Genomic DNA, 24,557 nt, shown 5'->3' on the forward strand with positions numbered 1-24,557 from the left:
TGTCGACGATCGCCGCGATCGGCGAGCCGCGGGCGGTCGCGCTGGCCGCGGCCCAGGGCATCGACCTGGCCGAGACCGCCGCCATCCTGGCCCGGCTGGCCGCCGCGGCGCCGCACACCGACCTGGAGCGGGCCGTGCGCGCCTTCCTCGAGCGGCTCGACACCGACGGCCCCGAACCCGACCCCACCGAGCAGCGGTCGCTGACCTTCACCCGGCGCGCCGACGGGCGGCTGTTCTTCCGCGGCGAGCTGGACGCGGTCGGCGGGGAGAGGTTCCAGGCCGCGATCACCGCGCTCGAGCAGGCCCACCGGCCGGCCGGGGATGAGCGGAGCCTGGCGCGGCGGCAGGCCGACGCCGCCGTCCAGCTGGCCGACCTCCACCTCGGCTGCGGCACGCTGCCGCTGCTGCGCACCGTCAAGCCGCAGGTCGCGGTCACCGTCCACCTCGCCGACCTGCTCGATCCCGCGACCGGCCGGGGCGCCGCCCGCACCGGCTTCGGCGCGGTCCTCTCCGCCGCCCGGGCCCGGTGGGCGGCCTGCGACGCCGACCTCACCCGGATCGTGCTCGGCCCGCACGGGGAACCGCTCGACCTGGGCCGCACCCGGCGGCTGGTCACCCCGGCGCTGCGCCAGGCGGTGATCGCCCGCGACACGACGTGTGTGTTCGCCGGCTGCGACGCCCCGCACCACTGGTGCGAGGTCCACCACCTGCTGGCCTGGGCGCTCGGCGGCGAGACCAGCCTGGACAACTCCGGGCTGCTCTGTGAACGGCACCACACCCAGGTCCACCACGGCTTCCGCATCGAGCGGGACACCGCCGGCCGGTGGCACACCTACCGCCCCGACGGCACCGAGATCCTGGTGATCCGGCCACCCGCCGACGACCCCCACCTCGCCCGCGCAGGCTGAGGCCTGCCACCGGGAAGTCGTGACGTCCGTCAGTGGTCCGGAGCAGGCCCGGCGGCGAAGACTGGAGCCATGCCCGAGCCCCGCATGCGCGCCGCTGACAAGGACCGCGAGGCGGTCGTCCACCGCCTCGGCGAGCACATGGCCGCCGGACGGCTGACCGTGGCCGAGTACGAGGAGCGCTCGGCCCGCGCCTACGCCGCCAAGACCTACGGCGACCTCGCCGAAGTGACCAGCGACCTGCCCTCGCTCGAGCCGGCACGCCCGGCCGCGCCCGCCACCCAGCACCGCCCTGCCTACACCGGTGCGTGTGGTGCCGGCGCGTGGGGCCGGCACCCGTGGGGCCTGGGCTCGTCCACCCGCGCGGCGTGGAGCAGCTGGACCGGCACCGCGGTCATCGTGCTGACCATCTGGCTCATCACCTCGCTGGCCAGCGGGTCGCTGCTCTACTTCTGGCCGATGTGGGTCATCGGCCCCTGGGGCGCGGTGCTGCTCGCCCAGACCCTCGGCCGCGGCGCCTGGGTGCGCCCGCGCGAACGGGAGCGCCTGACCCGCTGAGACGCCGGAAGGTGCCGGTCAGGCCGCGAGCTGGTGGTGCCGGCAGCGGCCGCCGGCGGTGGGACGGGCGGCGCACGGCGCACCGGCCTTGGTCACCCCGCCGGTGTCGCCGCAACGGGTCGGCGCCACCGGCGCCGGCGCGGCGGCCGCCCGCGGGGCGAAAGGCAGGATCACGGCCTCCGGCGCCGGGGCGGCGGGGAGCGCGGCGACCGCGGGCGACGCGGGACGGCGGGCGGTCAGCCGGCGGAGCACCGCGGAGGCGGCGGCACCGGCGGTGAAGGCGACGAGGGCGGTGGCGACACGACGGGCACGCATGCCCTCCTCATCGGCGGGCCGCGCCCCCGTCGGCACCCCCGGGACGACGAAGGCCGCCGGAGGGGCTCCCGCGGCCTTCGCTCTCCGGCTGGGCAAGGGCGCTGATGGTGGGTCACCGGGAGATCCCCCAGAGGGGAGCCCTCACGGGTCGCGTCCGACGCCCTGGTGATCAGGGTCCGCAGCCGAGAGGGCCCGCCTGTACGCGGCCGGTACCGCGCGCCGGCATCGCCCGACCCGATGCGCCCGAGGCCCTGTGCCGACTACGGCGGGTCGTCACCGGCCCCATCCGCGGTGGCAGCCCGGGCTGCGTCTACGCAGGCCCGCAGGAACCGCTCGACGACCTCCGCCTCGTCGGGTCGCAGGTCGGCGATCACGCACTGCAACCGGCCGCCGAGTGGACGGAAGGCAGCGGCGGTCAGGTCCCGCGCCTGCTCCGGCAGCATCAGCACGCTGCTCCGCCGGTCGTGCTCGGCGGGGACGCGGGCCACGTGCCCGGCGCGTTCCAGGCGGCCGATGAGCGCGGAGGTCGCGGGCGCGCTCAACGACAGAGCTGCCGCCAGCCGACTGGGCGTCAGCGGGTCATGACGGACCTGGCCGCCCCACAGGTGCCCCAGGGCCTCCAGGTCGGTGCGGTGCAGCGCGTGCCGCCGGGCGACGACATCGGCGAAGCGGTCGCTGGCCAGGCTGAACTCGCGCAGCAGGGCGACCAGCTCACCGGCCCGTTGCGCGTCCACGCGGCGGATGCTACTACTTCCATCATGGAAGTACTGGCGCCGGCGGGGTCCCTCGAATGATCGAGGTCGACGGGCTGGTGAGGCACTACGGGACCACTCGCGCGCTGGACGGGCTCTCCTTCACCGCCCGACCGGGGACCGTGACCGGCTTCCTGGGCCCGAACGGCGCCGGCAAGTCCACCTCGCTGCGGATCCTGCTCGGCCTGGACCGGGCCGACGCCGGCACCGCAACCATCGCCGGCCGGCGCTACGCGGAGCTGCGCGCTCCGCTGCACCTGGTGGGCAGCCTCCTCGACGCCCGGGCGGTCGCGCCCCGGCTGAGTGCCCGCGCGCACCTGTTGGCGCTCGCACGCAGCAACGGCATCAGCGCCGGCCGCGTCCACGAGGTCCTGGCCACCTGCGGCCTGGAGGAGGTGGCGCGCCGCCCGGTCGGAGGGTTCAGCCTCGGCATGAGTCAGCGGCTGGGCCTCGCGGGCGCCCTCCTGGGCGATCCCGCCCTCCTGGTCCTCGACGAGCCGGTCAACGGCCTGGACCCCGAAGGCATCATCTGGATCCGCGAGCTGCTGCAGGAGCTGGCCGCCGAGGGCCGCACCGTGCTCCTGTCCTCGCACCTGATGAGCGAGATGGCCATGACCGCCCACGACCTGGTCGTGATCGGGCGTGGGCGGCTGCTGGCCCAGACCACGGTCGCCGACGTCACCGCCCGGGCCGAAGGGTCCGGCGTGCGGGTGCGCACGCCCGACCCGGAGGCGTTCGCCGATCTGCTGAGAGCCCGCGGACTGGAGGTCTCGTCCGACGGACCGCTCGCCGGCGACCGGGAGGCGCTGTGGGTGCGCGCCGGAAGCACCGACGAGGTCGGGCGGATCGCCGCCGCGCACGCGGTCACCCTCCTCGAGCTCACGGCCCGGCAGGGGTCGCTCGAGGAGGCCTACCTCCAGCTCACCGGCGAGGCGGCGCAGTACCGCGGGCGTGCCGCCGCATGAGCGCCCCGTCCGCAGGCACGGCCGCCCCGCCCGGCGTTCTCGCCGACCGACTGGCGCGGACATCACCGCGGCGACGTCGCCAGCTGCTCCGCGCCGTCTCGGCAGAGTGGGTCAAGGCCCGGTCGCTGCCCTCCACGTGGACGGCGCTCGGGACCTTCCTGGGCATCATGGTCGTCCTCGCGGTGGCCATCCCGCTGACCCGGGACGTGGGATCGCTGCCGCCGTCCGAGCGGGCCCGGATCGAGCCCGTGGCCGAGGCGCTCAGCGGCGTGTTCATGGGCCAGGTGGCCCTCGCCCTCCTCGGCGCCCTGCTGGTGACCGCGGAGTTCTCCTCCCGCGCCATCACCGTCAGCGGCCTCGCCGTCCCCCAGCGCGGAATGCTGCTGGCCGCGAAGGCACTGCTCCTGCTGGCCCTCGCCGTGCCGGCCGCGCTCCTGGCCACCACCGTGGGAGCCGCCGCCGGCCTGGGCATCCTCCGCGGGCAAGGGCTGCCCGTGGGCCTGACCGGCGCCGGCGTGCCCCGGGCGGTCGTCGGCGCAGCCGTCTACCTCGTCCTCGTCGCGCTGCTCGGATTGGCCGTGGGCACGCTGCTGCGCTCCACCGCGGCGGCCGTCGTGCTGCTCACCGGCGCCCTCTTCCTGCTCCCCGTACTCGTGGGGCTGCTGCCGGCCAGCATCGCCGAGACCGTCGGACCTTTCCTGCCCAGCCAGGCCGGACAGGCGGCGATCCAGCTCTACCGGCGGCCCGGGTACCTGGCACCGTCGACAGGTCTCCTGGTGCTGGCCGCCTATACCGCCGTGCTCCTGGCCGCCGCCGTTCGCGCCATCCGAGGCCGCGACCTCTGACGCGAGCAGGGTCGGGTGACCACCGGCGTTCCGGGTGGCCGACGGTCCGCCGGCACAGGGTCGCCGCTCGGGCGCAGTCGCCTCGGCAGCGGCGAAGTCACCGGCGGCGGATCGTCGCGCCGCACCACAGGCCGGCGGACGGAGAGGACCGGCAGCCCCGCCCTGGGGCGGCGCTGCCGGTCTCTGTCCCGAGCCCTGGGGATTCCCCAGGGGCTGGTGGGCAAGGGGGGAGTTGAACCCCCACGTCCTTCCGGACACACGGACCTGAACCGTGCGCGTCTGCCATTCCGCCACTTGCCCTGGCGCGACAAGACAGTATCAGCCCGTCCGGGAAGATCTCCGGAGGGGCCGACGTCCGACCCGGTGGGACGACGTTCCTCCGGGGCGTCGCGAGTTCCTGGCCGGTCACCGGCCGTGCGCCCGGCTACGATCACCAGTCAGACGTCGGCGGCGAGCGCAAAGGAGCGACTGTGGGTGTGCTGCAGCGCTTCGAGCGACGACTCGAGGGCATGGTCGGCCTCGCCTTCGCCCGCCTCTTCAAGGGCAAGGTGCACCCGGCGGAGATCGCCAAGGCCCTGACCCGCGAGGCCGACGAGCAGCGCAACGTGCTGGGCGAGGGGCGCGTCCTCGCGCCGAACCTCTACACCGTGCGCCTGGGCCAGGTCGACTACGACAACCTCGCCGAGTGGTCCGACCAGCTCGCCGGTGAGCTCGCCGACATGGTGTCCGAGCACATCTCCGGCGAGGGCTACCAGACCTTCGGCGACGTCCAGGTGGCGCTGGAGCTGGCCGAGGAGCTGCCCACCGGCGTCTTCGAGGTCAGCTCGCACGTCGCCGACCGCGGCCGGCCGCCGTCGCGGGAGGCGCCGCTGGCGCCGCCGGTGAACGGCCACGCGAGCGCCGCCCACCCCGCCCTGCCGCCGCTCCCGCCCCTGCGCGGGCGCACCGCCACCGACACCGGCCGCCAGTCGCCGTCGATGGTCGGCCGTGCCGGCTCGCGGGTCCAGCACGTGCTCGTGGTCGACGGCCCGGGCACGCGGCACACGCTCACGAGCGGGCGCAACGTCATCGGCCGCGGCACCGAGGCCGACATCCGGCTGCCCGACACCGGCGTCAGCCGCAAGCACGTCGACGTCGTCCTCGACAACGGCACGGCCATCGCCGAGGACCTCGGCTCCACCAACGGCACGCTGGTCAACGGCCGCCGGATCAACCGCCAGCCGCTCGCCGACGGCGACGTGATCCGCATCGGGCACTCGGTGCTGGTCTACCGGCAGGACGGCGCGTGACGCCGCTGCGGCGCACGGGGGCGGTTCTCACCGGCGGGGTGGGCGCATGACCGCCGAGATCGTCCTGCAGATCTTCCGCTTCGGCTTCCTGCTGCTGCTGTGGCTGTTCATCTTCGCCGCGTTCCGGGTGGTCCGCGCCGACCTCTTCGGCGGCCGCGCCGGGCGGGTCGCGTCGGTCCCGCCGCGGGCGGCCCCGGCGGGCAAGAAGAAGAACCGCGGTCCCCGCACGCTGGTCGTCACCGCCGGCCCGCTCACCGGCACGAAGATCACCCTCGGCGATCAGCCGATCCTCATCGGCCGCGCCGACGACTCCACGCTCGTGCTCACCGACGACTTCGCCAGCTCCCGGCACGCCCGTCTCACCAACCGCGGCGGCCAGTGGTACGTCGAGGACCTCGGCTCCACCAACGGCACCTACCTCGACACCCAGCGCGTGCAGGGTCCGATGCTCGTGCAGCCCGGTCAGGTCATCCGGATCGGCCAGACGGCGCTGGAGCTGCGCTCATGAGCCTCGTCCTGCGCTACGCGGCGCGCTCCGACCGCGGCCTCATCCGCGGCAACAACCAGGACTCCGTCTACGCCGGGCCCCGGCTGCTCGCCGTCGCCGACGGCATGGGCGGGCACGCGGCCGGGGACGTCGCCAGCAAGGTCGTCATCGCCGCCCTCGAGCACCTGGACGACGACGCGCCCTCCGGCGACATGCTCCAGTCGATGCGGCAGGCGGTCTTCGAGGGCAGCGAGCACCTGCGCGAGGTGATCCGCGAGGCGCCGCAGCTCGAGGGCATGGGGACGACGCTCACCGCGATCCTCTTCGCCGGCGGCCGGCTGGCGCTGTGCCACGTCGGCGACTCCCGCGCCTACCTGCTGCGCGACGGCGAGTTCTCGCAGATCACGCACGACGACACGTTCGTGCAGACGCTCATCGACGACGGCCGCATCACGCCGGAAGAGGCGAACAGCCACCCGCAGCGCTCGCTGCTGCTGCGCGCGCTCAACGGCCAGGACGTCGAGCCGGACCTGTCCATGCGCGAGGCCCGCGCCGGCGACCGCTACCTGCTCTGCTCCGACGGGCTCTCCGGCGTCGTCAGCGAGGAGACCCTCGCCGAGGCGCTCAAGGACCCCGATCCGCAGTCCACCGCCGACCGGCTCATCGAGCTGGCGCTGCGCAGCGGCGGCCCCGACAACATCACCGTGATCGTGGCCGACGTCGTCGAGGACACCGGCGGGCCGGTGCTCATCGAGCCCGTCGTCGACGGCGCCGCCGGTGACAACGTGGGCCAGCGCCGGGTCGACCCGAACTCGGCGGCCGGCCGGGCCGCCCTCGCCGACCCCACGCCCCCGCCGCCGCCCCCGGTCGTGCAGTCCGTGGCGAGCCCCCCGGCGAAGCGCCGCCGGCCGTGGCGCCTGGTGGCCGTCGCCCTCGGCCTCGTCGTGCTGCTCGTCGCCGGGGGCGTGGGCACCTACGTCTGGGCGCTGCAGCACTGGTTCGTCGGCGTCGAGGGCACCGGCGACGCCGAGCAGGTGGCGGTCTTCCGCGGCCTGCACACCTCCCCGTTCGGCGTGGACCTCTACCGGCTCGACCACGCCACCGACCTCACGGTCGGCGACCTCGAGCCGGCGGCCCGCAGCCGGGTGCGCGATGGCATCGAGGCCGACGACGCCGCCGACGCCGAGCGGATCCTCGACGCGCTGCGCGACCAGCAGCTGCCGCCGTGCCCCGAGGGCGGCAAGGCCAGCACGACCCCCGAGCAGACCTCCGAGTCGGCGCCCACGGGGACGCCGTCCACCGGCCTGCCCCCGGCCGGCACCGCGCCGTCGGGGACACTGGACCCGGGCACGCCGACCGTCCCGTCCACGACCACCGCGACGGAGACCCGGGCGACGTCGTCCCTCGAGCCGGGAGTGGACTGCCGGGAGGAGAAGTGATGGCCGGCCCGTCCACCGACCCGCGCGGCGTCGCCGCCGCCGGTGCGCCCAAGCGCCGGGGTACGGAGCTGGCCCTCCTGTCCTTCGCCGTCGTCATCACGCTGGCCGCGCAGTGCATCGTCGACCTCACGGTCACCGGCTCGCTGCGCCCGGAGCTGGCCACCTTCGGCATCTGGATCACCGCGCTGTGGGCCGTCGCGCACGTCGTCGTCCGCAAGTGGGCGCCGTACGCCGACCCGCTGCTCCTGCCGTCGGTGGCGCTGCTGGTCGGCCTCGGGCTGTCGGTGATCCACCGGCTCGACCTGGCCGGGAGCATGGAGGGCGGCTCGGACACCAGCGAGAGCGCCCCCACCCAGCTGCTCTGGGCCACGATCGGCGTCGCCCTGTTCGTCGCCGTCCTGGTGGTCATCCGCGATCACCGGGTGCTCGCCCGCTACGCCTACACGCTGATGCTCGTCGGCCTGGTGCTGCTGGCCCTCCCGGCGGTCCTGCCGTCGTCGATCTCCGAGGTCAACGGCGCCAAGATCTGGATCCGCGTCGCCGGGTTCTCCATCCAGCCCGGTGAGTTCGCCAAGATCTGCCTGGTCATCTTCTTCGCGGCCTACCTGGTCGACAAGCGCGACGTGCTCGCCCTCGCCAGCCGCAAGGTGATGGGCCTCGAGCTGCCCCGCGGCCGCGACCTCGGGCCGGTGCTGGTCGCCTGGGCGTTCTCGATCCTGGTGCTGGTCTTCGAGCGCGACCTCGGCAGCTCGCTGCTGCTGTTCGGCATCTTCGTGGTGATGCTCTACGTCGCCACCGAGCGGGCCAGCTGGCTGGTGATCGGCGTGGGCCTGTTCGCCGCCGGCGCGCTGCTGGCCTACCAGATCTTCGGCCACGTGCAGCGGCGGGTCGACGTGTGGCTGGACCCGTTCGCCTACCGCGACGACGCCGGCTACCAGCTCGTCCAGTCGCTGTTCGGGCTCGGCACCGGCGGGCTGTTCGGCGCCGGGCTGGGCAGCGGCCGCCCCGACCAGGTGCCGGTGGCCAAGAGCGACTTCATCACCGCCGCCATCGGCGAGGAGCTGGGCCTCTTCGGCCTGGTCGCGGTGATCATCGTCTACCTGATCCTGGTCGAGCGCGGCCTGCGCAGCTCGCTGATCGTCCGCGACGCCTTCGGCAAGCTGCTCGCCGCCGGCCTGTCCTTCGCCATCGCCTGGCAGGTGTTCGTCGTCCTGGGCGGGGTCACCGGGCTGCTGCCGCTGACCGGCCTGACCACGCCGTTCCTGGCGTACGGCGGCTCCTCGCTGGTCGCCAACTTCGGCCTGGTGGCGCTGCTGGTCCGGATCAGCGACGCCGCCCGCCGTCCCGCCGCGCCGCCGGCCGCGCAGCCGCCGCGGCTGGGTGAGGCCCCGACGGAGGTCGTGCAGTCGTGAACGCGCCGCTGCGCCGCGTGGCGATCAGCGTGCTGGTGCTGTTCACCCTGCTGATCATCAACGTCAACTACATCCAGGTCGTCCGCTCCGACGAGCTGCGCACCGACTCCGGCAACACCCGCGTGCTGCTCGAGGAGTACGAGCGCGAGCGCGGCTCGATGGTCGTCGAGGGCACCGAGATCGCGATGTCGATCCGCACCGACGACCGGCTGACCTACCTGCGGCAGTACCCGCAGGGGCCGGTCTACGCCCCGGTGACCGGCTACTACTCGGTCATCTACAACACCTGGATGCTGGAGCGGGCCGAGAACGACGTGCTCGCCGGCAACGACCCGCGGCTGTTCGCCCGCCGCCTGGCCGACCTGTTCACCGGCCGCGACCCCTCCGGCGGCGACGTCGTCCTCACCCTGGACCCCACGCTCCAGCAGACGGCGATGGAGGCCCTGGACGGCGTGGTCGGGGCCGTCGTCGCGCTCGACCCCTCCACGGGCGCGGTGCTCGCCATGGCGAGCACCCCCACCTACGACCCGAACCTGCTCTCCAGCCACGACCCGGCGGCGATCCGCGACTACGCCGCGCAGCTCGACGCCGCCAACCCCGACCCGCGGATCAACCAGGCGATCTCCCAGCGCTACTCGCCCGGGTCGGTGTTCAAGGTGATCGTCTCCGCGGCCGCGCTGGAGGACGGCTACACCCCCGAGACCGTCATCCCCGCGCCCGACCTGCTCACCCTGCCCGGCACCAGCACCGAGCTGGAGAACTTCAACGGCGAGGTCTGCGACCCCAGCCAGGAGCAGCCGCTGATCGACGCGCTCACCATCTCCTGCAACACCGCCTTCGCGCAGCTGGGCATCGACCTCGGCGAGGACCGGGTCCGCGAGATGGCCGAGGCCTTCGGCATGGACGGCGAGGGCTTCGACATGCCACTGTCCGTGGCGGGCAGCACCATCGGCGACATCGCCGACGACGCCCAGCTGGGCATCAGCTCCATCGGGCAGCAGGACGTGCAGATGACCCCCATCCAGGCGGCCATGATCGCCGCGGCGGTGGCCAACGACGGCACCCTCATGCAGCCCTACCTCGTCGACCAGGTGCGCGCGCCGGATCTCACGGTGATCGACCAGACCGAGCCGGAGGAGATGGGCCAGCCGGTCTCCGGCGAGGTCGCCGGTCAGCTGCGCGAGATGATGGTGAGCGTCGTCGAGGACGGCACCGGCCGCCGGGCCCGGGTCGACGGCGTCACCGTGGGCGGCAAGACCGGCACGGCCGAGATCGGGGAGGGGCAGAGCCCGCACACCTGGTTCATCGGCTTCGGCGGCGAGGGCGACCGGCAGATCGCGCTGGCGGTCTTCGTCCGCAACGGTGGCGCCAGCGGTGTCGAGGGCACCGGCGGCGACATCTCGGCACCCATCGCCCGCCAGGTGATGGAGGCCTACTTCGGGGAACAGGGGGGCTGATGGCGCTGTCGCTGGGCACCTTGCTCGCCGGGCGCTACGAGATCACGGCTCCCATCGCCGTCGGCGGCATGGGCGAGGTCTGGCGCGCCCGCGACCGGGTCCTCGACCGGGTCGTCGCGGCCAAGGTGCTGCGCAGCGAGTTCACGGGGGACCCGAACTTCCTCGCCCGGTTCCGCAACGAGGCGCGGCACACCGCGGCGCTCTCGCACCCGAACATCGCGTCGGTCTACGACTACGGCGAGACCGTGGACGACCGCACCGGCCACAACCTGGCCTTCCTGGTGATGGAGTTCGTCGACGGCCAGCCGCTGGTCACGATCCTCCACGAGGAGGGCCGGCTCCCGGTCGACTGGACGCTGCATGTGCTCGGCCAGGCCGCCGAGGGCCTCTCCGCCGCCCACCGCGCCGGGGTCGTGCACCGTGACATCAAGCCGGGCAACCTCATGGTCCGCCCCGACGGCGTGGTCAAGCTGACCGACTTCGGCATCGCCCAGGCCCGCGACGCCGCCCCGCTCACCCGCACCGGCATGGTGGTGGGCACCGCCCAGTACCTGTCGCCCGAGCAGGCGCAGGGCTTCGAGGTCACCGCCGCCTCCGACGTGTACTCGCTGGGCGTCGTCGCCTACGAGTGCCTGACCGGGGGCCGGCCGTTCGACGGCACCTCGCAGGTGGCGATCGCGCTCGCGCACATCAACCGCCAGCCCCCTCCGCTGCCCGCCGAGGTCCCGCGGGCGGTGCGGGAGCTCGTCGAGCGGGCCCTGGCCAAGGACCCGGCCGACCGGTTCGCCGACGGCGGGGCGTTCGCCGAGGCCGTCCGGGCGGTGGCGGCGCACGGCACGACGTCCGCCGCCGCGGCCGGCCCGGTGACCGGGGCGACCACCGAGGTCATCACCATGCCCGAGGACGGCACCCGGGTGCTGGGCGGGGCGACCGGCGGTGCCGCCGCCGTCGCGGGTCCCTCCACGTCGCCGCGCCCCATGCCGCCGCTGCAGGCGCCGGACGACGAGGACGACCGCTGGGCCGACGACGAGCCACCGCGCCGCAGCCGCCCCTGGCTGTGGATCGCCGCCGTCGTCCTCGCCGTGCTGCTGCTGGCCGGCGGCGGCTGGCTGCTGCTGGGCGGTGGCGGCGAGGAGCAGCCCCCCGCCACCAGCACCGGCACCTCGGCGACGACCAGCGCCACCCCGACCTCGGCCGGCACCGTCGCGATCGACACCGCCGGCTTCATCGGCCAGGACTACGACGACGTCCGCGCCCGCCTCGAGGGCCAGGGGCTGCAGGTCACCCGCGCGGAGGCCTCGGACGCGCAGCTCGCCGAGCTGGGGCAGGAGCTCGCGGCCGACGCCGTGGCCGGCTCCGACCCGGCGGACACGACCGTGCCGGTCGGCTCGGGCGTCACCCTGTTCGTGGCGAGCGACGGCTACACGCCCGAGGACGGCGCGCCGACGACGCAGCCGCCGCAGACCACGTCGTCGTCCTCGAGCTCGTCGTCGAGCTCCTCCTCGTCGTCGTCCACGACCACGACGACGACGCCGACGACGACCACGCCGTCGTCGGAGCCGCCCAGCCAACCCGGCACCTCGGCGTCCGAACCCCCTCCCGAGGAGGAGGAAGAGCCGCCGGTGGGTGAGGAGCAGCAGGCCGAAGAGCCGCTGCAGGGTGCGGCCGCTGTGCAGGGTGAGGCGTAGTGGTCCTCACCCCCGCCGATTCCCGGGATCCCGGCGCCGTGCCGGTTAGGGTGGCCGACGGCCCCCTCCGGCACCGCCCGGGGCTCCCCCGGGGCGCGCACGGCACCCCCCGAGAGGACCTCGTATGACCACCCCGCAAGTGCTCGGCGAGCGCTACGAGATCGGCGGGGTCCTGGGCCGCGGCGGCATGGCCGAGGTCCACCGCGGCCGCGACCTGCGCCTGGGCCGCGAGGTGGCCGTCAAGGTCCTCCGGCAGGACCTCGCCCGCGACCCGTCGTTCCAGGTGCGCTTCCGCCGCGAGGCGCAGGCCGCCGCGTCGCTCAACCACCCGGCGATCGTGGCCGTCTACGACACCGGCGAGGACCGCAGCGCCAGCGGTGCCACCCCGTACATCGTCATGGAGTACGTCGAGGGCGACACCCTGCGCGACGTGCTGCGGCGCGAGGGCGTCCTGCGGCCCGACCGCGCCATGAGCCTCGCCGCCGACATCTGCGGCGCCCTGGACTTCAGCCACCGCAACGGCATCGTGCACCGCGACGTGAAGCCCGGGAACGTGATGATCACGCCCCAGGGCTCGGTCAAGGTCATGGACTTCGGCATCGCCCGCGCGGTGTCCGACTCCGCGGCCACGATGACCTCCACCGCCGCGGTCATCGGCACGGCCCAGTACCTCTCGCCGGAGCAGGCCCGCGGCGAGAGCGTCGACGCCCGCTCCGACGTCTACTCCGTCGGCTGCCTGCTCTACGAGCTCGTCACCGGCGCGCCGCCGTTCACCGGCGACTCCCCCGTGTCGGTGGCCTACCAGCACGTGCGCGAGGACCCGCGGCTGCCCTCGTCGATCAACCCCGCCGTCCCGCCGGAGCTCGACGCCATCCTGCTCAAGGCGATGAGCAAGAACCCGGCCAACCGCTACCAGTCGGCCGCCGACATGCGCAACGACCTGCTCCGGGCCCTGGCCGGACAGCGGGTCGAGGCCACGCCGGTGATGAACGACGCCGAGAAGACGACGCTGCTGGCGGCCACGCCCGGCGGGCCGGGTGCGCCGGGGGACGACGACTGGGACGAGGACCCCGAGGCGGCCCGGCGCAAGCGCCGCAACCGGATCATCGCGATCGTCGCGGCGGCCGTCGTGCTCATCGGCGGCGCCGTCGCCCTCTTCCTCCTGCTCGGTGGCGACGACGAGCAGCCGCCCGCCACCCAGCAGGTCGCCGTGCCCAACGTGGTGAACCTGGCCCAGGCCGACGCCGAGAGCCAGATCACCGGCGCCGGGCTGGTCGTCGGCGACGTCACCACCGCGCCCAGCACGGCCGAGCAGTCAGGCCAGGTGCTCTCCACCGACCCCGCCGCGGGTGCCTCGGTGGACGAGGGCACCGAGGTCGACCTGACGGTGGGCGCCGGGCCGAACACCGTCGCCGTCCCCGCCGTCATCGGCCTGGACGTCGACGAGGCCCGCGACAACCTCCGCGGCGCCGGTTTCACGGGGAACATCAACACCGAGCAGGTCGACAGCCTGGCCCCCGAGGGCGAGGTGGTCGACGTCGACCCGGCGCAGGGCTCGGAGGCGGCGCTGGACGCCGAGATCACCCTGTCGGTGTCCGACGGCGACGCCCCCATCCCGGCCGTCGTCGGCCAGCCGCAGGACGCCGCCGAGCAGGCGCTGTCCGAGGCCGGGTTCGGCAACGTGACCGTCGAGCAGGTCGAGTCCGAGGAGCCGGCCGGCACCGTCCTGGGCGTCACGCCGGGCGAGGGCCAGCAGGCCTCGGCCGACACCGAGATCACGCTGCAGGTGGCGTCCGCGCCCGCCGAGCCCGAGACGATCACGGTGCCGAGCATTGAGGAGGGCACCCCGGCCCGCGACGCCTTCAACCAGCTGGATGACCTCGGCTTCACCGACATCGCGGTCGTCGACCCCAACGGCAACGAGGCCAGCCTTGACGGGGCGACCTTCGTCAGCACGCAGCCCGGCGCCGGCGAGCAGGCGGCTGCCGGCGAGCGTATCCAGCTCGTCGTGCAGCCGGCGTCGACCGAACCGGAGAACTGACCGGACAGGCGCACATGCAGAAGGGCCCCTCCCGGGACCGGGAGGGGCCCTTCTGCGTCGGTCAGGCGGAGGCCGCCGCCAGGCGGCGGGCACCGGCCGCCGCGGCCTCGAGCCGTTCGGGGTCGGGCGTCAGTCCGCAGGTGGTGAGCCAGTTGGCGAGCATGTGGTGACCGCCCTCGGTGAGCACGGACTCGGGGTGGAACTGCACGCCCTCGATCGGCAGCTCGCGGTGCCGCAGGGCCATGACGACGCCCGAGGGGGTGTGCCCGGTGACCTCGAGCTCGTCGGGCACGGTGGCCGGGTCGACCGCCAGCGAGTGGTAGCGGGTGGCGGTGAACGGGGAGGGCAGCCCGGCCAGGACGCCGACGCCGTCGTGCACCACCTCGCTGGTCTTCCCGTGCAGCAGCTCGGGCGCCCGGACCACCTCGGCACCGAAGGCCTCCGCGATGCCCTGGTGGCCCAGGCACACGCCGAACACCGGGGTGCCGGCCTCGGCCGCCGCCCGGACCATGGGCACCGTCACGCCGGCGTCGGCGGGCGTCCCCGGCCCGGGGGACAGCAGCACCCCGGCCACGTCGAGATCGGCCAGCTCGTCGACGCTCACGGCGTCGTTGCGCCGCACGACGCAGCGGACGCCGAGCTGACCCAGGTACTGGACCAGGTTGTAGACGAAGCTGTCGAAGTTGTCGACGACGAGGACCGGCCGGGTGGCGTGCACCCCTCAGGTGTACACGGCCGCGGCGCGCCCGTCGCCCCCCGCCCGCGTGCTCCCGCTGCTCAGCGGGCCGTCGCGTACGCCAGGTCGAGGGCCCCGGCGTAGGCGGGCAGGTCCACCTGGGGCCGCTCGCGGACGGTGAAGCTCAGCCCGAACGCCTGCACCGCCTGCTGCAGCACGGCCACCTGCGGCGAGGCGGCCAGCTGCGCGCGGACGGCGTCGGCGTCGGCGATCGCCGTGATCACGAACGGCGGCGAGTACGTGCGGCCCTGCAGCAGGAGCACGTTGCCGACGCAGCGCACCGCGCTGGTGGCGATCAGCCGCAGGTCCATGATGGCCACGCCGTCGGCGCCGGCGGCCCAGACCGCGTTCACGACCGCCTGGACGTCGGACTGGTGGATGACCAGGTCGTCGGGGCGGGCGTTCACGGGCAGGGTGCCGTCGCTGCGCGGCGGGGCGTCGTCCAACACGATCTCGATGCCCGGCCCCGTGAGCGCGACCAGCGCCGCCGACAGCTCCCCGGCCTCTCCCGCCTCCTGCACGGCGGCGACGTCGCCGTCCCGCGAGGCCGCGAGGTCGGTGAGCCGCTCCGCCTCCCCCTGCAGCTCGGTCAGCTGGGCCTGCTGGCTCTCGATCGCCTGCCCGCGCTGCACGATCAGCTCCGACAGCTCGGTGACCTCCCCTGCGCGCAGGTCGGTGCCCTGGGCCGTGCGGCCGGAGGTGGCGAAGAGCAGGCCGGCGGCGAGGGCGACGACGGGGACCAGCGCCGACCAGGCCGACGGACGGCGCAGCGGCCGCCGCACGCGCAGCGCCGAGAGGGCCACGGTCGGCCTCCTTCCGGCGTCGGTCGCCCACGTTGGGGGAGGAACACCACGGCGCACCACCACCGGCGTCCCTCCGGAGCTTAGGCTGGGAGGCAGTCACGGCCGGGGACGACGGACCGGCCCGCGGAGGGAGTTCGCACGTGCCCAAGTCCAAGGTGCGCAAGAAGTCGGTCTACACGCCCCCGGCCGACGTGCTGGAGGCGCGCGGAGCCCGCGCCAAGGCGGCGCAGCCCAGCCCCCGCTGGTACGCCGCCCTCATGGTCGCCCTCATGCTGCTGGGCCTGGCCTGGATCGTCGTGTACTACGTGGCCGGCGACAAGATCCCGCTGATGGTCTCGCTCGGCGCGTGGAACTTCGCGATCGGCTTCGGCGCCATGGTGGCCGGCCTGGTCATGTCGATGCGCTGGCGCTGAGCCGGTCCCCACTCCTACACGAGGCCCTCGTCCCCCTGGGGACGGGGGCCTCGGTCGTTCCCGGCTGGGGATTCTGTGCACAGCGCCCCGCCCCGTCCACAGGTCGACATGACGCTCCACCCCCAGGGTTGTCCACCGAGTGTGGAGAGAGGGACCCGGTCGTCACACTGCTGACCTGCGATTTCGCCGTCGCTGAGACTCGTGGGACGACGTCCCCACCGGCGTAACTACACCCGTGTGAGTCTGTCCCCAGCTGTGCACACAGCTGTGGAGAAGTCGACTTGTGTGCCTGCGCGAGGCGGTGACCTGCGGCTTTCCCTTCCCCGGGGGTGGGGATCCGCACGCGCGGCGCTCACCGTGCGCACCGGTGCGGGCACACCCGCCGCCCTGTGGACCGGGGAGCTGGCAGCCTGGGCCCGTGCAGTGGTCCCCCCGGGCGGCCGAGACGGCCGCGCTCGCCGCGATCGGACTCGGCCTCGCCCTCGCCGTCCTGCTGGTGGACCCGCTGGGCCGGGTGCTCGTGGGCGCGGCGGCCCTGCTCATGTTCGGGCTGGCGGCGCGCGACGCCCTGCTGCGACCCCGGCTGTCCGCCGAGCCGGACGGCGTCGTCGTCCGCACCCTCGGTGGCCGCCGGCTGCTGCCGTGGGGCGGGCTGCGGGTGCAGGTGCGCACCACGTCGCGCTGGGGACTGCGCAGCCGCACGCTGGAGCTGGACACCGCCGCGGGGCCGGACGACGACGGCGTCCTGGTGCTGCTGGGCCGGCGCGACCTCGGGACCGACCCGGAGGAGGTCGCGCGAACCCTCCGGGGGCTGGCCCGCTAGAGGACGGCGACCGTCGGCACGGTCAGGCAGAGCACGAGGAGGACGACGGCGAGCACGACCACGCCGGCGATCTGCACCGGCCGGTTGCGCCGGGCGCCCACCAGGAGCGCGCTCGCGGCGATGCCGGCGACCAGGCCGCCCAGGTGGCCGACGATGGAGATGCCCGGGACCAGGACGCTGACGAGCACGTTGATGACGAGCAGCGTCACGATGCCCCGGAGGTCCTGCCGGCGGGCGACCATGAGGACGGCGAGCCCGCCCATGAGGCCGTACAGGGCCGTGGAGGCGCCCGCGACGGGGATGCCGGGGTGGCTGAACAGCTCCACGGCCGCCGCGCCGCCGAGGATCGACAGGAAGTACAGCGCCAGGTAGCGCCAGCGGCCGAGGGCGTGCTCGAGCTCGGAGCCGAAGATCAGCAGCGCCAGCATGTTGAGCGCCAGGTGCACCGGGCCGACGTGCAGGAACGCGGCGGTGACCAGCCGCCACACCTCGCCCTGGTCGACCAGGATCGGGTACTGGGCGAGCCAGAAGAAGACCGTCGAGTCGTAGTTGTCGAGCGGGTTGTGCCCCGCCACACCGGCGGAGACCGCGGTGACGACGAACATCGCGACGTTGACCGCGATGAGCGTGAGGGTCACCGGCCCCCAGCGGCGCCCCGCCGACCGCACCCCGCCGCCGCGGACGCGGCGCACGCCGGCCTGCCCGGCGCGCACGCACTCCGGGCACTGGAAACCGACGGAGGCCGGGACCATGCACTCGGGGCAGATCGGCCGCCCGCAGCGGGTGCAGGAGATGCCGGTGGCGCGGTCCGGGTGCCGGTAGCAGGTGGTGGTCGGCGGGGCCGGCTGGGGCTCGCTCAGCTGCGCTGCACCTCGACCGACTGGATCACGACGTCCTCGACCGGGCGGTCGTTGCGGCCGGTCGACACCTTGGAGATGCGGTCGACGACGTCGCGGCTCTCCTGGTCGGCGACCTCGCCGAAGATGGTGTGCCGCATGTTCAGGTGCGGGGTCCTGCCGACGGTGATGAAGAACTGCGAGCCGTTGGTGCCGGGGCCGGCGTTGGCCATGGCGAGCAGGTACGGCCGGTCGAACTGCAGCTCGGGGTGGAACTCGTCCTTGAACTGGTAGCCCGGACCGCCGTAGCCCTGACCGAGCGGGTCGCCGCCCTGGATCATGAAGCCGTCGATGATCCGGTGGAAGATCGTGCCGTCGTACAGCGGCTCGGTGGTCTTCTGCCGCGTCTCCGGGTGCGTCCACTCCCGGCGGCCCTCCGCCAGGTCGGCGAAGTTCGCCACCGTCTTCGGCGCGTGGTCGGGGAACAGGTTCACGCGGATGTCGCCGTGGTTGGTGTGCAGGACGGCGCTGCGCGCGGGAGTCGATTCGGTCACGTCCCCCACTCTCCCACCCCTCGCTGCGCGCGGGGTGGGAGGGGAAGCAGCCGCAGGACCGTGAGCAGCCACGGGACGGCGAACAGCGCGCTGGCGAGGACGTCCGTCGGGTGGTGCGCACCGCGGTAGCGAGGACGACCGGTTGCCCTCCCGCGCCCGCGGCGGCAGCCACCCGGCGCCGACGGTGCCGGCGAGCAGCACGAGCAGGGTCAGCAGGAGGCCGACGGTCACCGCACCGGGTCGGACCGGCGCCGGGGCCGACCGGGGACGGCGGACGTCGGCATGACCGGAGGGTGCCGCCGATGCGGGTCGCGCGCCGCTCGGACCGGCTCGTCCCGGATGGGGGAGGAGTGGAGACGAGGGGAATCGAACCCCTAACCCCCGCCTTGCAAAGGCGGTGCTCTGCCAATTGAGCTACGTCCCCGGGGGTGACCCCGGAGGTGCGGGGTCTAGCGCGCGGTGGGGGTGCTGACCGCGCCGGGGCCGCTGGTGGCCTCGTGCCACAGGTCGGCCTCCGCCTTGCCGGCGGAGCGCTTGCGGATCGCGGTGATCGCGCCGGCGACGGCCGCCGCGAGGGCCAGCTTCTTCAGCACGGGTTACCTCCTCGGGGCGCCGGGGCCACCGGCACACGGGTGGGCCTGGGAGGACTTGAACCTCCGGCCTCATCCTTATCAGGGATGCGCTCTAACCGCCTGAGCTACAGGCCCGTGAACCTCGAACAGTTTAACCGGCCTCAGGACGGGGCCGGGCGCCGGGGTCCTAGTCCCGCTCGGACAGGGTCAGCTCGAGGCCGCCGACCAGGTCGGAGCAGAGGTTGTAGATGAACGTGCCGACGGTGCACAGCGCGGTCATGAGGACCACGTTGATCGCGCCGATGACCGCCGCGCCGCCGAAGACGATGCCCGGGGTGATGACCTCGCTGCCACCGTCGCCGCCCGAGGCGCTGCCGAGCTGACCGAAGAGGTCGTTGAGGGTGTCGAAGACGCCCAGGCCGGAGAGGACGCCGTAGAGGATCCCGACCGCCACCATCCAGATGAAGAACAGCGCGATCGACAGCACCAGCGAGATCTTGAAGGCCGACCAGATGTCGACGTGCCGCAGCTGCAGCCGGGCCCGCCGCGGGCCGCGACCAGATGCCTTGCCCGGCCGGCCGGGCTTCTTGCCGCCGGCCGGCGCCGCCACGGCACCGGCGGGGGCGCCCGCCGGTGCGACGGGGGCACCGGCGGGAGCACCGACCGGCGCGACGGCGGGGGACGCGCCGGTCGCCGGGGACGCGCCGCCGGCGACCTGGGCACGCTGGCTCCCGGTGGTGGGGATCGCCTGCGTGGTCGAGACCGACGCGGCGGCCGGGTCGCCGGCGGCGTCCTGCGTGCGCACCGAGCCCTGCCGGTCGCTCATCCCAGTCTCCCGTCCCCCGGCGCCGCGCGCCGCTCGCTGTCGACCGGTCCCCCGGGTGCGTGCCGAGCAGCACCCGGGGAGCGGTCAGGTCCGTGGTTCGACAGGACGCGGTCCGCCATCGCAGGTTACGACGCGGAGCCGGACCCTCGCCTGTCAACGCTCACCCTAGGCTGAGGCCTCGTCATTGTCCGTGGTACGAGCGATAGCCACGATGCTCACGTCCTCCGGCAAGTTCATGAGCTTGACACCCATCGTGGCGCGGTCCTTGTTGTGGCGCACGCCGTTGACCGGCGTCCGGATCACGCCGCCGCCCGAGGTGATCGCGTAGAGCTCGTCGCCGAGGGTGACGGCCAGCGCGCCGACCAGGTTGCCCTTGCGCGCCTTGGGGTCGGCGGTGAGCACGCCCTTGCCACCGCGGCCCTGGGCCGGGTAGTTCTCGATCCCGGTCCGCTTGGCGAAGCCGCGCTCGGTGGCCACCAGGACGTCGACGCCCTCCTCGACCACGATCATCGACAGCAGCGCGTCGTCGTCGGACAGCGAGATGCCGCGGACGCCCTCGGTCGCCCGGCCCATGGGCCGCAGCGTCGTGTCGTCGGCCTTGAACCGGATCGACATCGCCTTCTTGGTGACCAGCAGGAGGTCCTGCTCCGGGTCGATCAGCGCGGCGCCGATGAGCTCGTCGCTCTCGCGCAGGTTGATCGCGATGATGCCGCCGCTGCGCGGGGAGTCGAAGTCGGTCAGCCGGGTCTTCTTCACCTGGCCGTTGGCGGTGGCCAGGACCAGGTACGGCGCGACGCCGTAGTCCTTGATCTGCATGACCTGGGCGATCCGCTCGTCGGGCTGGAACGCCAGGATGTTCGCCACGTGCGCGCCGCGGGCGGTGCGGTTGGCCTCGGGCAGCTCGTAGGCCTTGGCCCGGTAGACGCGGCCCTTGTTCGTGAAGAACAGGATCCAGTCGTGGGTGGAGCCCACGAAGAAGTGGTCGACGATGTCGTCCTGCTTGAGCTGGGCCCCCATCACGCCCTTGCCGCCGCGGCGCTGCGACCGGTAGAGGTCGCTCTTGGTCCGCTTGGCGTAGCCGGTGCGGGTGATGGTGACGACGACCTCCTCCTCCGCGATGAGGTCCTCCATGGAGACGTCGCCCTCGTTCGGCACGAACTTGGTGCGACGCTCGTCGCCGTACTTGTCGACGATCTCCTTGAGCTCGTCGCGGACGATCTGCCGCTGCCGCTCCGGCGAGGCGAGGATGGCCTGCAGGTCGGCGATGCGGGCCTCGAGCTCGGCCAGCTCGTCGTAGATCCGCTGGCGCTCGAGGGCGGCCAGCCGGCGCAGCTGCATGTCCAGGATCGCGGTCGCCTGGATCTCGTCGATGTCGAGCAGCTCCATCAGGCCGCCGCGCGCGGCGTCGGCCGAGGCCGCGTTGCGGATCAGCTGGATGACCGCGTCCAGCATGTCCAGCGCCTTGGCCAGACCGCGCAGGATGTGCGCGCGCTCCTCGGCCTTGCGCAGCCGGTACTGGGTGCGCCGGACGATGACCTCGATCTGGTGCAGCACCCAGTAGCGCACCAGCTCGTCGAGGCGCAGCGTCCGCGGGACGCCGTCGACGATCGAGAGCATGTTGCAGCCGAACGTCGTCTGCAGCTGGGTGTGCTTGTAGAGGTTGTTCAGCACGACCTTGGCCACGGCGTCGCGGCGCAGGGTGATGACCAGCCGGCGGCCGACGCGGTCGCTGGACTCGTCGGCGATCTCGCTGATGCCCTGCAGCCGGCCGTCGCGGACGGCGTCGGCGATCGCCTCGGCCAGGTTGTCGGGGTTGACCTGGTAGGGCAGCTCGGTGACGACCAGCTGCACCCGCCCGCGGGTGTCCTCCTCGACCGTGACGACGGCGCGCATGCGGACCGAGCCGCGGCCGGTCCGGTAGGCGTCCTCGATGCCCTCGCGGCCGACGATCAGGCCGTAGGTCGGGAAGTCCGGCCCCTGGATGCGGGCCATGCAGGCGGTGAGCGCCTCCTCCGGCTCGGCCTCCGGGTGGTCGAGCATCCAGTAGACGGCCTCGGCGACCTCGCGCAGGTTGTGCGGCGGCATGTTGGTCGCCATGCCGACCGCGATGCCGGCCGAGCCGTTGATCAGCAGGTTGGGGATGCGCGACGGCAGGACCAGCGGCTCCTGGTTCTTGCCGTCGTAGTTGGGCTGGAAGTCGACGGTCTCCTCGTCGATGCCGGCCATCATCTCCATGGCCAGCGGGGTCAGCCGGGCCTCGGTGTAGCGCATGGCCGCGGCCGGGTCGTTGCCCGGGGAGCCGAAGTTGCCCTGGCCGTCGATCAGCGGGTAGCGCATCGCCCAGGGCTGGGCCAGCCGCACGAGGGCGTCGTAGATCGCCGAGTCGCCGTGCGGGTGGTAGTTACCCATGACCTCACCGACGACGCGGGCGCACTTGACGTAGCCGCGGTCGGGGCGGAAGCCCTGGTCGTACATCGCGAACAGCACCCGCCGGTGCACCGGCTTGAGCCCGTCGCGGACCTCCGGCAGGGCGCGGCCCACGATCACGCTCATCGCGTAGTCGATGTAGCTGCGCTGCATCTCCTGCTGGAGGTCGACCGGCTCGACGCGGTCGCGGAAGGGGGTCTCCGTCACGGTTTCAAGTCCTCAAGGTCCAGTGCGATGGCGACGTCGGGTCGGCCCCCTCGCAGGGGCCCACGCCGAGCGGAGCGAGGCGTGGGGGCGAGGGGGTCCTCGATCAGACGTCCAGGAAGCGGACGTCCTTGGCGTTGCGGGTGATGAAGCTGCGGCGGGCCTCGACGTCCTCGCCCATGAGCACGCTGAACAGCTCGTCGGCGGTGGCGGCGTCCTCGAGGGTGACCTGGAGCAGGATCCGCGTCTCCGGGTTCATCGTGGTCTCCCACAGCTCGGTCGCGTTCATCTCGCCGAGACCCTTGAACCGCTGGATCGCGTCGTCCTTGGGCAGCTTGCGCCCGGCCTCGGCGCCGGCCTTGAGGACGGCGTCGCGCTCCTTGTCGGTGTAGACGTACTCGTCACCGGTCTTGCCGCCCCACTTGATCTTGTACAGCGGCGGCTGGGCCAGGTAGACGTGCCCGGCCTCGACCAGCGGCCGCATGAAGCGGAACAGCAGGGTCAGCAGCAGCGTGCGGATGTGCTGGCCGTCGACGTCGGCGTCGGCCATGAGCACGATCTTGTGGTACCGCAGCTTCGACAGGTCGAACTCGTCGTGGATGCCGGTGCCGAACGCCGTGATCATCGACTGGACCTCGGTGTTCTTGAGGACCCGGTCGATCCGCGCCTTCTCGACGTTGATGATCTTGCCGCGGATCGGCAGGATCGCCTGGAACATCGAGTCGCGGCCGGACTTCGCCGAACCGCCGGCCGAGTCGCCCTCGACGATGTAGATCTCGGAGTTGCGCGGGTCGGTCGAGCGGCAGTCGGCCAGCTTGCCCGGCAGCGAGTTGTTGTTGAGGACGTTCTTGCGGGCCAGCTTGCGCGCGTCCTGCGCCGCGCGGCGGGCGCGGGCCGCCGAGCTCGCCTTGGTGATGATCGTCTTGGCCTCGGACGGGTTGGCCTCGAACCAGTGCCCGATCTGCTCGTTGCAGATCCGCTGCACGAAGCCCTTGACCTCGGTGTTGCCGAGCTTGGTCTTCGTCTGGCCCTCGAACTGCGGGTCGCCGATCTTCACCGAGACGATCGCGGCGAGGCCCTCGCGGATGTCCTCGCCGGTGAGCTTGTCCTCGGCCTTGTCCTTGAGCAGCTTCTTCTCGACCGCGTACCGGTTCACGATGGAGGTCAGCGCCGCGCGGAAGCCCTCCTCGTGCGTGCCGCCCTCGTGCGTGTTGATGACGTTGGCGAAGGTGTAGACCGACTCGGAGTACGCCTCGGACCACTGCATCGCGACGTCGACCGACATGCGCATGTCGTTCTTGCCGGTGCCCTCGGCGGAGAAGCTGATCACCGACTTGTGGATCGGGCTCTTCTTCGCGTTGATGTGGCCCACGTAGTCGATGAGCCCGCCCTCGTAGTGGTACGTGACCTCGGTGGCCTCGAACGCCTCGGGCTCGGCGCCCGGCGCCGGCGCCACCTCGGCGACCGAGATCTCGTCGGCCAGGCCGGTCTCGGCCTTGCCCTGCCCCGGCCGCTCGTCGCGCAGGACGATCTTCAGGCCCTTGTTGAGGAAGGCCATCTCCTGCAGCCGCCGGCTGATGGTGTCGAACGAGTAGTGCGTCGTCTCGAAGATGTCGCCGTCGGCCCAGAAGGTGATCGCCGTGCCGCGCTTCTTCGTCGGGCCGACCTCCTCCAGCGGACCCGGCTTGGCGTGGTCGTAGGACTGGTGCCACTCCTTGCCGTGGGTCCACACGCGGACGTCGAGCCGGGTCGACAGCGCGTTGACGACGGTGACGCCGACGCCGTGCAGACCGCCGGAGACGCCGTAGCTCTTGCCGTCGAACTTCCCGCCCGCGTGCAGGACGGTCATGATCACCTCGACGGTCGGGCGCTTCTCGACCGGGTGCATGTCGACCGGGATGCCACGGCCGTTGTCCTCGACCCGGACGCCGCCGTCGGCCAGGAGCGTCACCTTGACGGTGTCGCAGTAGCCGGCGAGCGCCTCGTCCACGGCGTTGTCGACGACCTCCCACACCATGTGGTGCAGGCCCCGCTCGCCGGTGGAGCCGATGTACATGCCGGGGCGCTTGCGCACCGCCTCGAGCCCCTCGAGGACGGTGATGGAGCTGCCGGAGTACGAGTTGTCGGTCTTGGGTCGAGCGACCACGAGGGGCCTTTCTCTCGCGCAACCGGCGCGCGCGGGCCCGTCGACGCTGAAGGGCACGGAGGGC

23 protein-coding genes and 3 tRNA genes are annotated in these 24,557 nt (G+C 73.3%); 13 read left to right on the forward strand and 13 right to left on the reverse strand.

Translation table 11 applies throughout. From position 1 onward, the window contains the following. Window positions 1-908: DUF222 domain-containing protein (locus tag ACI797_RS03780; RefSeq protein WP_456857177.1), on the forward strand; the 908-nt coding region annotated here is incomplete at its 5' end. Window positions 909-977: 69 nt separating this feature from the next. Further along, window positions 978-1,463, forward strand: coding sequence for a DUF1707 SHOCT-like domain-containing protein (locus ACI797_RS03785; RefSeq protein WP_456857178.1), 486 nt, complete (start codon window positions 978-980; stop codon window positions 1,461-1,463). An 18-nt stretch (window positions 1,464-1,481) separates the two neighbouring features. On the opposite strand, the gene ACI797_RS03790 is transcribed toward ACI797_RS03785, so the two are convergent. Together ACI797_RS03790 and ACI797_RS03795 are read right to left on the reverse strand one after the other, a co-directional pair. Continuing rightward, complete coding sequence (locus ACI797_RS03790) at window positions 1,482-1,778, reverse strand: hypothetical protein (RefSeq protein ID WP_456857179.1); 297 nt, start codon at window positions 1,776-1,778, stop codon at window positions 1,482-1,484. A gap of 260 nt (window positions 1,779-2,038) precedes the next feature. Next, a complete protein-coding gene (locus ACI797_RS03795; RefSeq protein ID WP_456857180.1) occupies window positions 2,039-2,512 on the reverse strand; it encodes a MarR family winged helix-turn-helix transcriptional regulator in 474 nt (157 codons plus the stop codon). A 56-nt stretch (window positions 2,513-2,568) separates the two neighbouring features. Between ACI797_RS03795 and ACI797_RS03800 the strand changes: the two genes are divergently transcribed. Beyond that, entirely contained in the window at window positions 2,569-3,495 is a 927-nt protein-coding gene (locus ACI797_RS03800) for an ABC transporter ATP-binding protein (RefSeq protein ID WP_456857181.1), read from the forward strand. Continuing rightward, window positions 3,492-4,340: a hypothetical protein gene (locus ACI797_RS03805; protein ID WP_456857182.1), complete on the forward strand. Its 849-nt coding sequence runs from the start codon at window positions 3,492-3,494 to the stop codon at window positions 4,338-4,340. The genes ACI797_RS03800 and ACI797_RS03805 overlap by 4 nt, the downstream gene beginning before the upstream one ends. A gap of 214 nt (window positions 4,341-4,554) precedes the next feature. Here ACI797_RS03805 and ACI797_RS03810 read toward each other — a convergent pair. After that, a tRNA-Leu gene (locus ACI797_RS03810) sits at window positions 4,555-4,640 on the reverse strand. Between the two features lie 170 nt (window positions 4,641-4,810). Between ACI797_RS03810 and ACI797_RS03815 the strand changes: the two genes are divergently transcribed. The 7 genes from ACI797_RS03815 to pknB all read left to right on the forward strand — a co-directional run bounded on the left by ACI797_RS03815 (window position 4,811) and on the right by pknB (window position 14,153). Then, window positions 4,811-5,629 (forward strand): FhaA domain-containing protein, encoded by an 819-nt coding sequence (locus ACI797_RS03815; RefSeq protein ID WP_456857183.1) that lies wholly within the window; start codon window positions 4,811-4,813, stop codon window positions 5,627-5,629. Window positions 5,630-5,675: 46 nt separating this feature from the next. Beyond that, entirely contained in the window at window positions 5,676-6,137 is a 462-nt protein-coding gene (locus ACI797_RS03820; RefSeq protein WP_456539423.1) for an FHA domain-containing protein FhaB/FipA, read from the forward strand. Continuing rightward, window positions 6,134-7,555, forward strand: a complete 1,422-nt coding sequence (locus tag ACI797_RS03825; RefSeq protein WP_456857184.1) for a PP2C family protein-serine/threonine phosphatase — start codon at window positions 6,134-6,136, stop codon at window positions 7,553-7,555. The genes ACI797_RS03820 and ACI797_RS03825 overlap by 4 nt, the downstream gene beginning before the upstream one ends. After that, a complete protein-coding gene (locus tag ACI797_RS03830; protein WP_456857185.1) occupies window positions 7,555-8,967 on the forward strand; it encodes an FtsW/RodA/SpoVE family cell cycle protein in 1,413 nt (470 codons plus the stop codon). The genes ACI797_RS03825 and ACI797_RS03830 overlap by 1 nt, the downstream gene beginning before the upstream one ends. Beyond that, window positions 8,964-10,424: a peptidoglycan D,D-transpeptidase FtsI family protein gene (locus ACI797_RS03835; protein WP_456857186.1), complete on the forward strand. Its 1,461-nt coding sequence runs from the start codon at window positions 8,964-8,966 to the stop codon at window positions 10,422-10,424. The genes ACI797_RS03830 and ACI797_RS03835 overlap by 4 nt, the downstream gene beginning before the upstream one ends. Then, window positions 10,424-12,112: a protein kinase domain-containing protein gene (locus tag ACI797_RS03840; protein WP_456857187.1), complete on the forward strand. Its 1,689-nt coding sequence runs from the start codon at window positions 10,424-10,426 to the stop codon at window positions 12,110-12,112. Before ACI797_RS03835 ends, ACI797_RS03840 begins: the two co-directional genes overlap by 1 nt. Window positions 12,113-12,236: 124 nt before the next feature. Next, complete coding sequence (pknB, locus tag ACI797_RS03845; RefSeq protein WP_456857188.1) at window positions 12,237-14,153, forward strand: Stk1 family PASTA domain-containing Ser/Thr kinase; 1,917 nt, start codon at window positions 12,237-12,239, stop codon at window positions 14,151-14,153. Between the two features lie 61 nt (window positions 14,154-14,214). Here the strand turns inward: pknB and ACI797_RS03850 are convergent, their stop codons facing one another. Both ACI797_RS03850 and ACI797_RS03855 read right to left on the reverse strand, forming a co-directional pair. Beyond that, window positions 14,215-14,871 carry an aminodeoxychorismate/anthranilate synthase component II gene (locus ACI797_RS03850; RefSeq protein WP_456857189.1) on the reverse strand — a complete coding sequence of 219 codons (657 nt, stop codon included), beginning with the start codon at window positions 14,869-14,871 and terminating at the stop codon, window positions 14,215-14,217. 59 nt (window positions 14,872-14,930) lie between these two features. After that, window positions 14,931-15,692: a DUF881 domain-containing protein gene (locus ACI797_RS03855; protein ID WP_456857190.1), complete on the reverse strand. Its 762-nt coding sequence runs from the start codon at window positions 15,690-15,692 to the stop codon at window positions 14,931-14,933. A gap of 140 nt (window positions 15,693-15,832) precedes the next feature. Here ACI797_RS03855 and crgA point away from each other — a divergent pair, with 140 nt between their 5' ends. Together crgA and ACI797_RS03865 are read left to right on the forward strand one after the other, a co-directional pair. Next, the gene (gene crgA, locus ACI797_RS03860; protein WP_456857191.1) at window positions 15,833-16,105 is read left to right on the forward strand and encodes a cell division protein CrgA; all 273 of its coding nucleotides are present in this window, start codon (window positions 15,833-15,835) and stop codon (window positions 16,103-16,105) included. A gap of 418 nt (window positions 16,106-16,523) precedes the next feature. Beyond that, entirely contained in the window at window positions 16,524-16,928 is a 405-nt protein-coding gene (locus ACI797_RS03865) for a PH domain-containing protein (protein WP_456857192.1), read from the forward strand. On the opposite strand, the gene ACI797_RS03870 is transcribed toward ACI797_RS03865, so the two are convergent. The 8 genes from ACI797_RS03870 to gyrB form a co-directional block, all read right to left on the reverse strand. Further along, window positions 16,925-17,641 (reverse strand): rhomboid family intramembrane serine protease, encoded by a 717-nt coding sequence (locus tag ACI797_RS03870; protein WP_456857193.1) that lies wholly within the window; start codon window positions 17,639-17,641, stop codon window positions 16,925-16,927. The genes ACI797_RS03865 and ACI797_RS03870 overlap by 4 nt on opposite strands. A 143-nt stretch (window positions 17,642-17,784) precedes the next feature. Next, on the reverse strand, window positions 17,785-18,318 hold the full coding sequence (locus ACI797_RS03875) for a peptidylprolyl isomerase (protein ID WP_456857194.1): 534 nt from the start codon (window positions 18,316-18,318) through the stop codon (window positions 17,785-17,787). A gap of 351 nt (window positions 18,319-18,669) precedes the next feature. After that, window positions 18,670-18,742 (reverse strand) — tRNA-Ala (locus ACI797_RS03880). Between the two features lie 25 nt (window positions 18,743-18,767). Continuing rightward, window positions 18,768-18,911: a DLW-39 family protein gene (locus tag ACI797_RS03885; RefSeq protein WP_456857195.1), complete on the reverse strand. Its 144-nt coding sequence runs from the start codon at window positions 18,909-18,911 to the stop codon at window positions 18,768-18,770. A 40-nt stretch (window positions 18,912-18,951) separates the two neighbouring features. Further along, window positions 18,952-19,025 (reverse strand) — tRNA-Ile (locus ACI797_RS03890). 52 nt (window positions 19,026-19,077) lie between these two features. Next, window positions 19,078-19,716, reverse strand: coding sequence for a DUF3566 domain-containing protein (locus ACI797_RS03895; RefSeq protein ID WP_456857196.1), 639 nt, complete (start codon window positions 19,714-19,716; stop codon window positions 19,078-19,080). A gap of 165 nt (window positions 19,717-19,881) precedes the next feature. Continuing rightward, the gene (gyrA, locus tag ACI797_RS03900) at window positions 19,882-22,350 is read right to left on the reverse strand and encodes a DNA gyrase subunit A (RefSeq protein ID WP_456857197.1); all 2,469 of its coding nucleotides are present in this window, start codon (window positions 22,348-22,350) and stop codon (window positions 19,882-19,884) included. Window positions 22,351-22,453: 103 nt separating this feature from the next. Then, on the reverse strand, window positions 22,454-24,493 hold the full coding sequence (gene gyrB / locus ACI797_RS03905) for a DNA topoisomerase (ATP-hydrolyzing) subunit B (protein ID WP_456857198.1): 2,040 nt from the start codon (window positions 24,491-24,493) through the stop codon (window positions 22,454-22,456). Window positions 24,494-24,557 lie beyond the last annotated feature (64 nt).

It is taken from the genome of Geodermatophilus sp. SYSU D00691 (assembly GCF_054050275.1).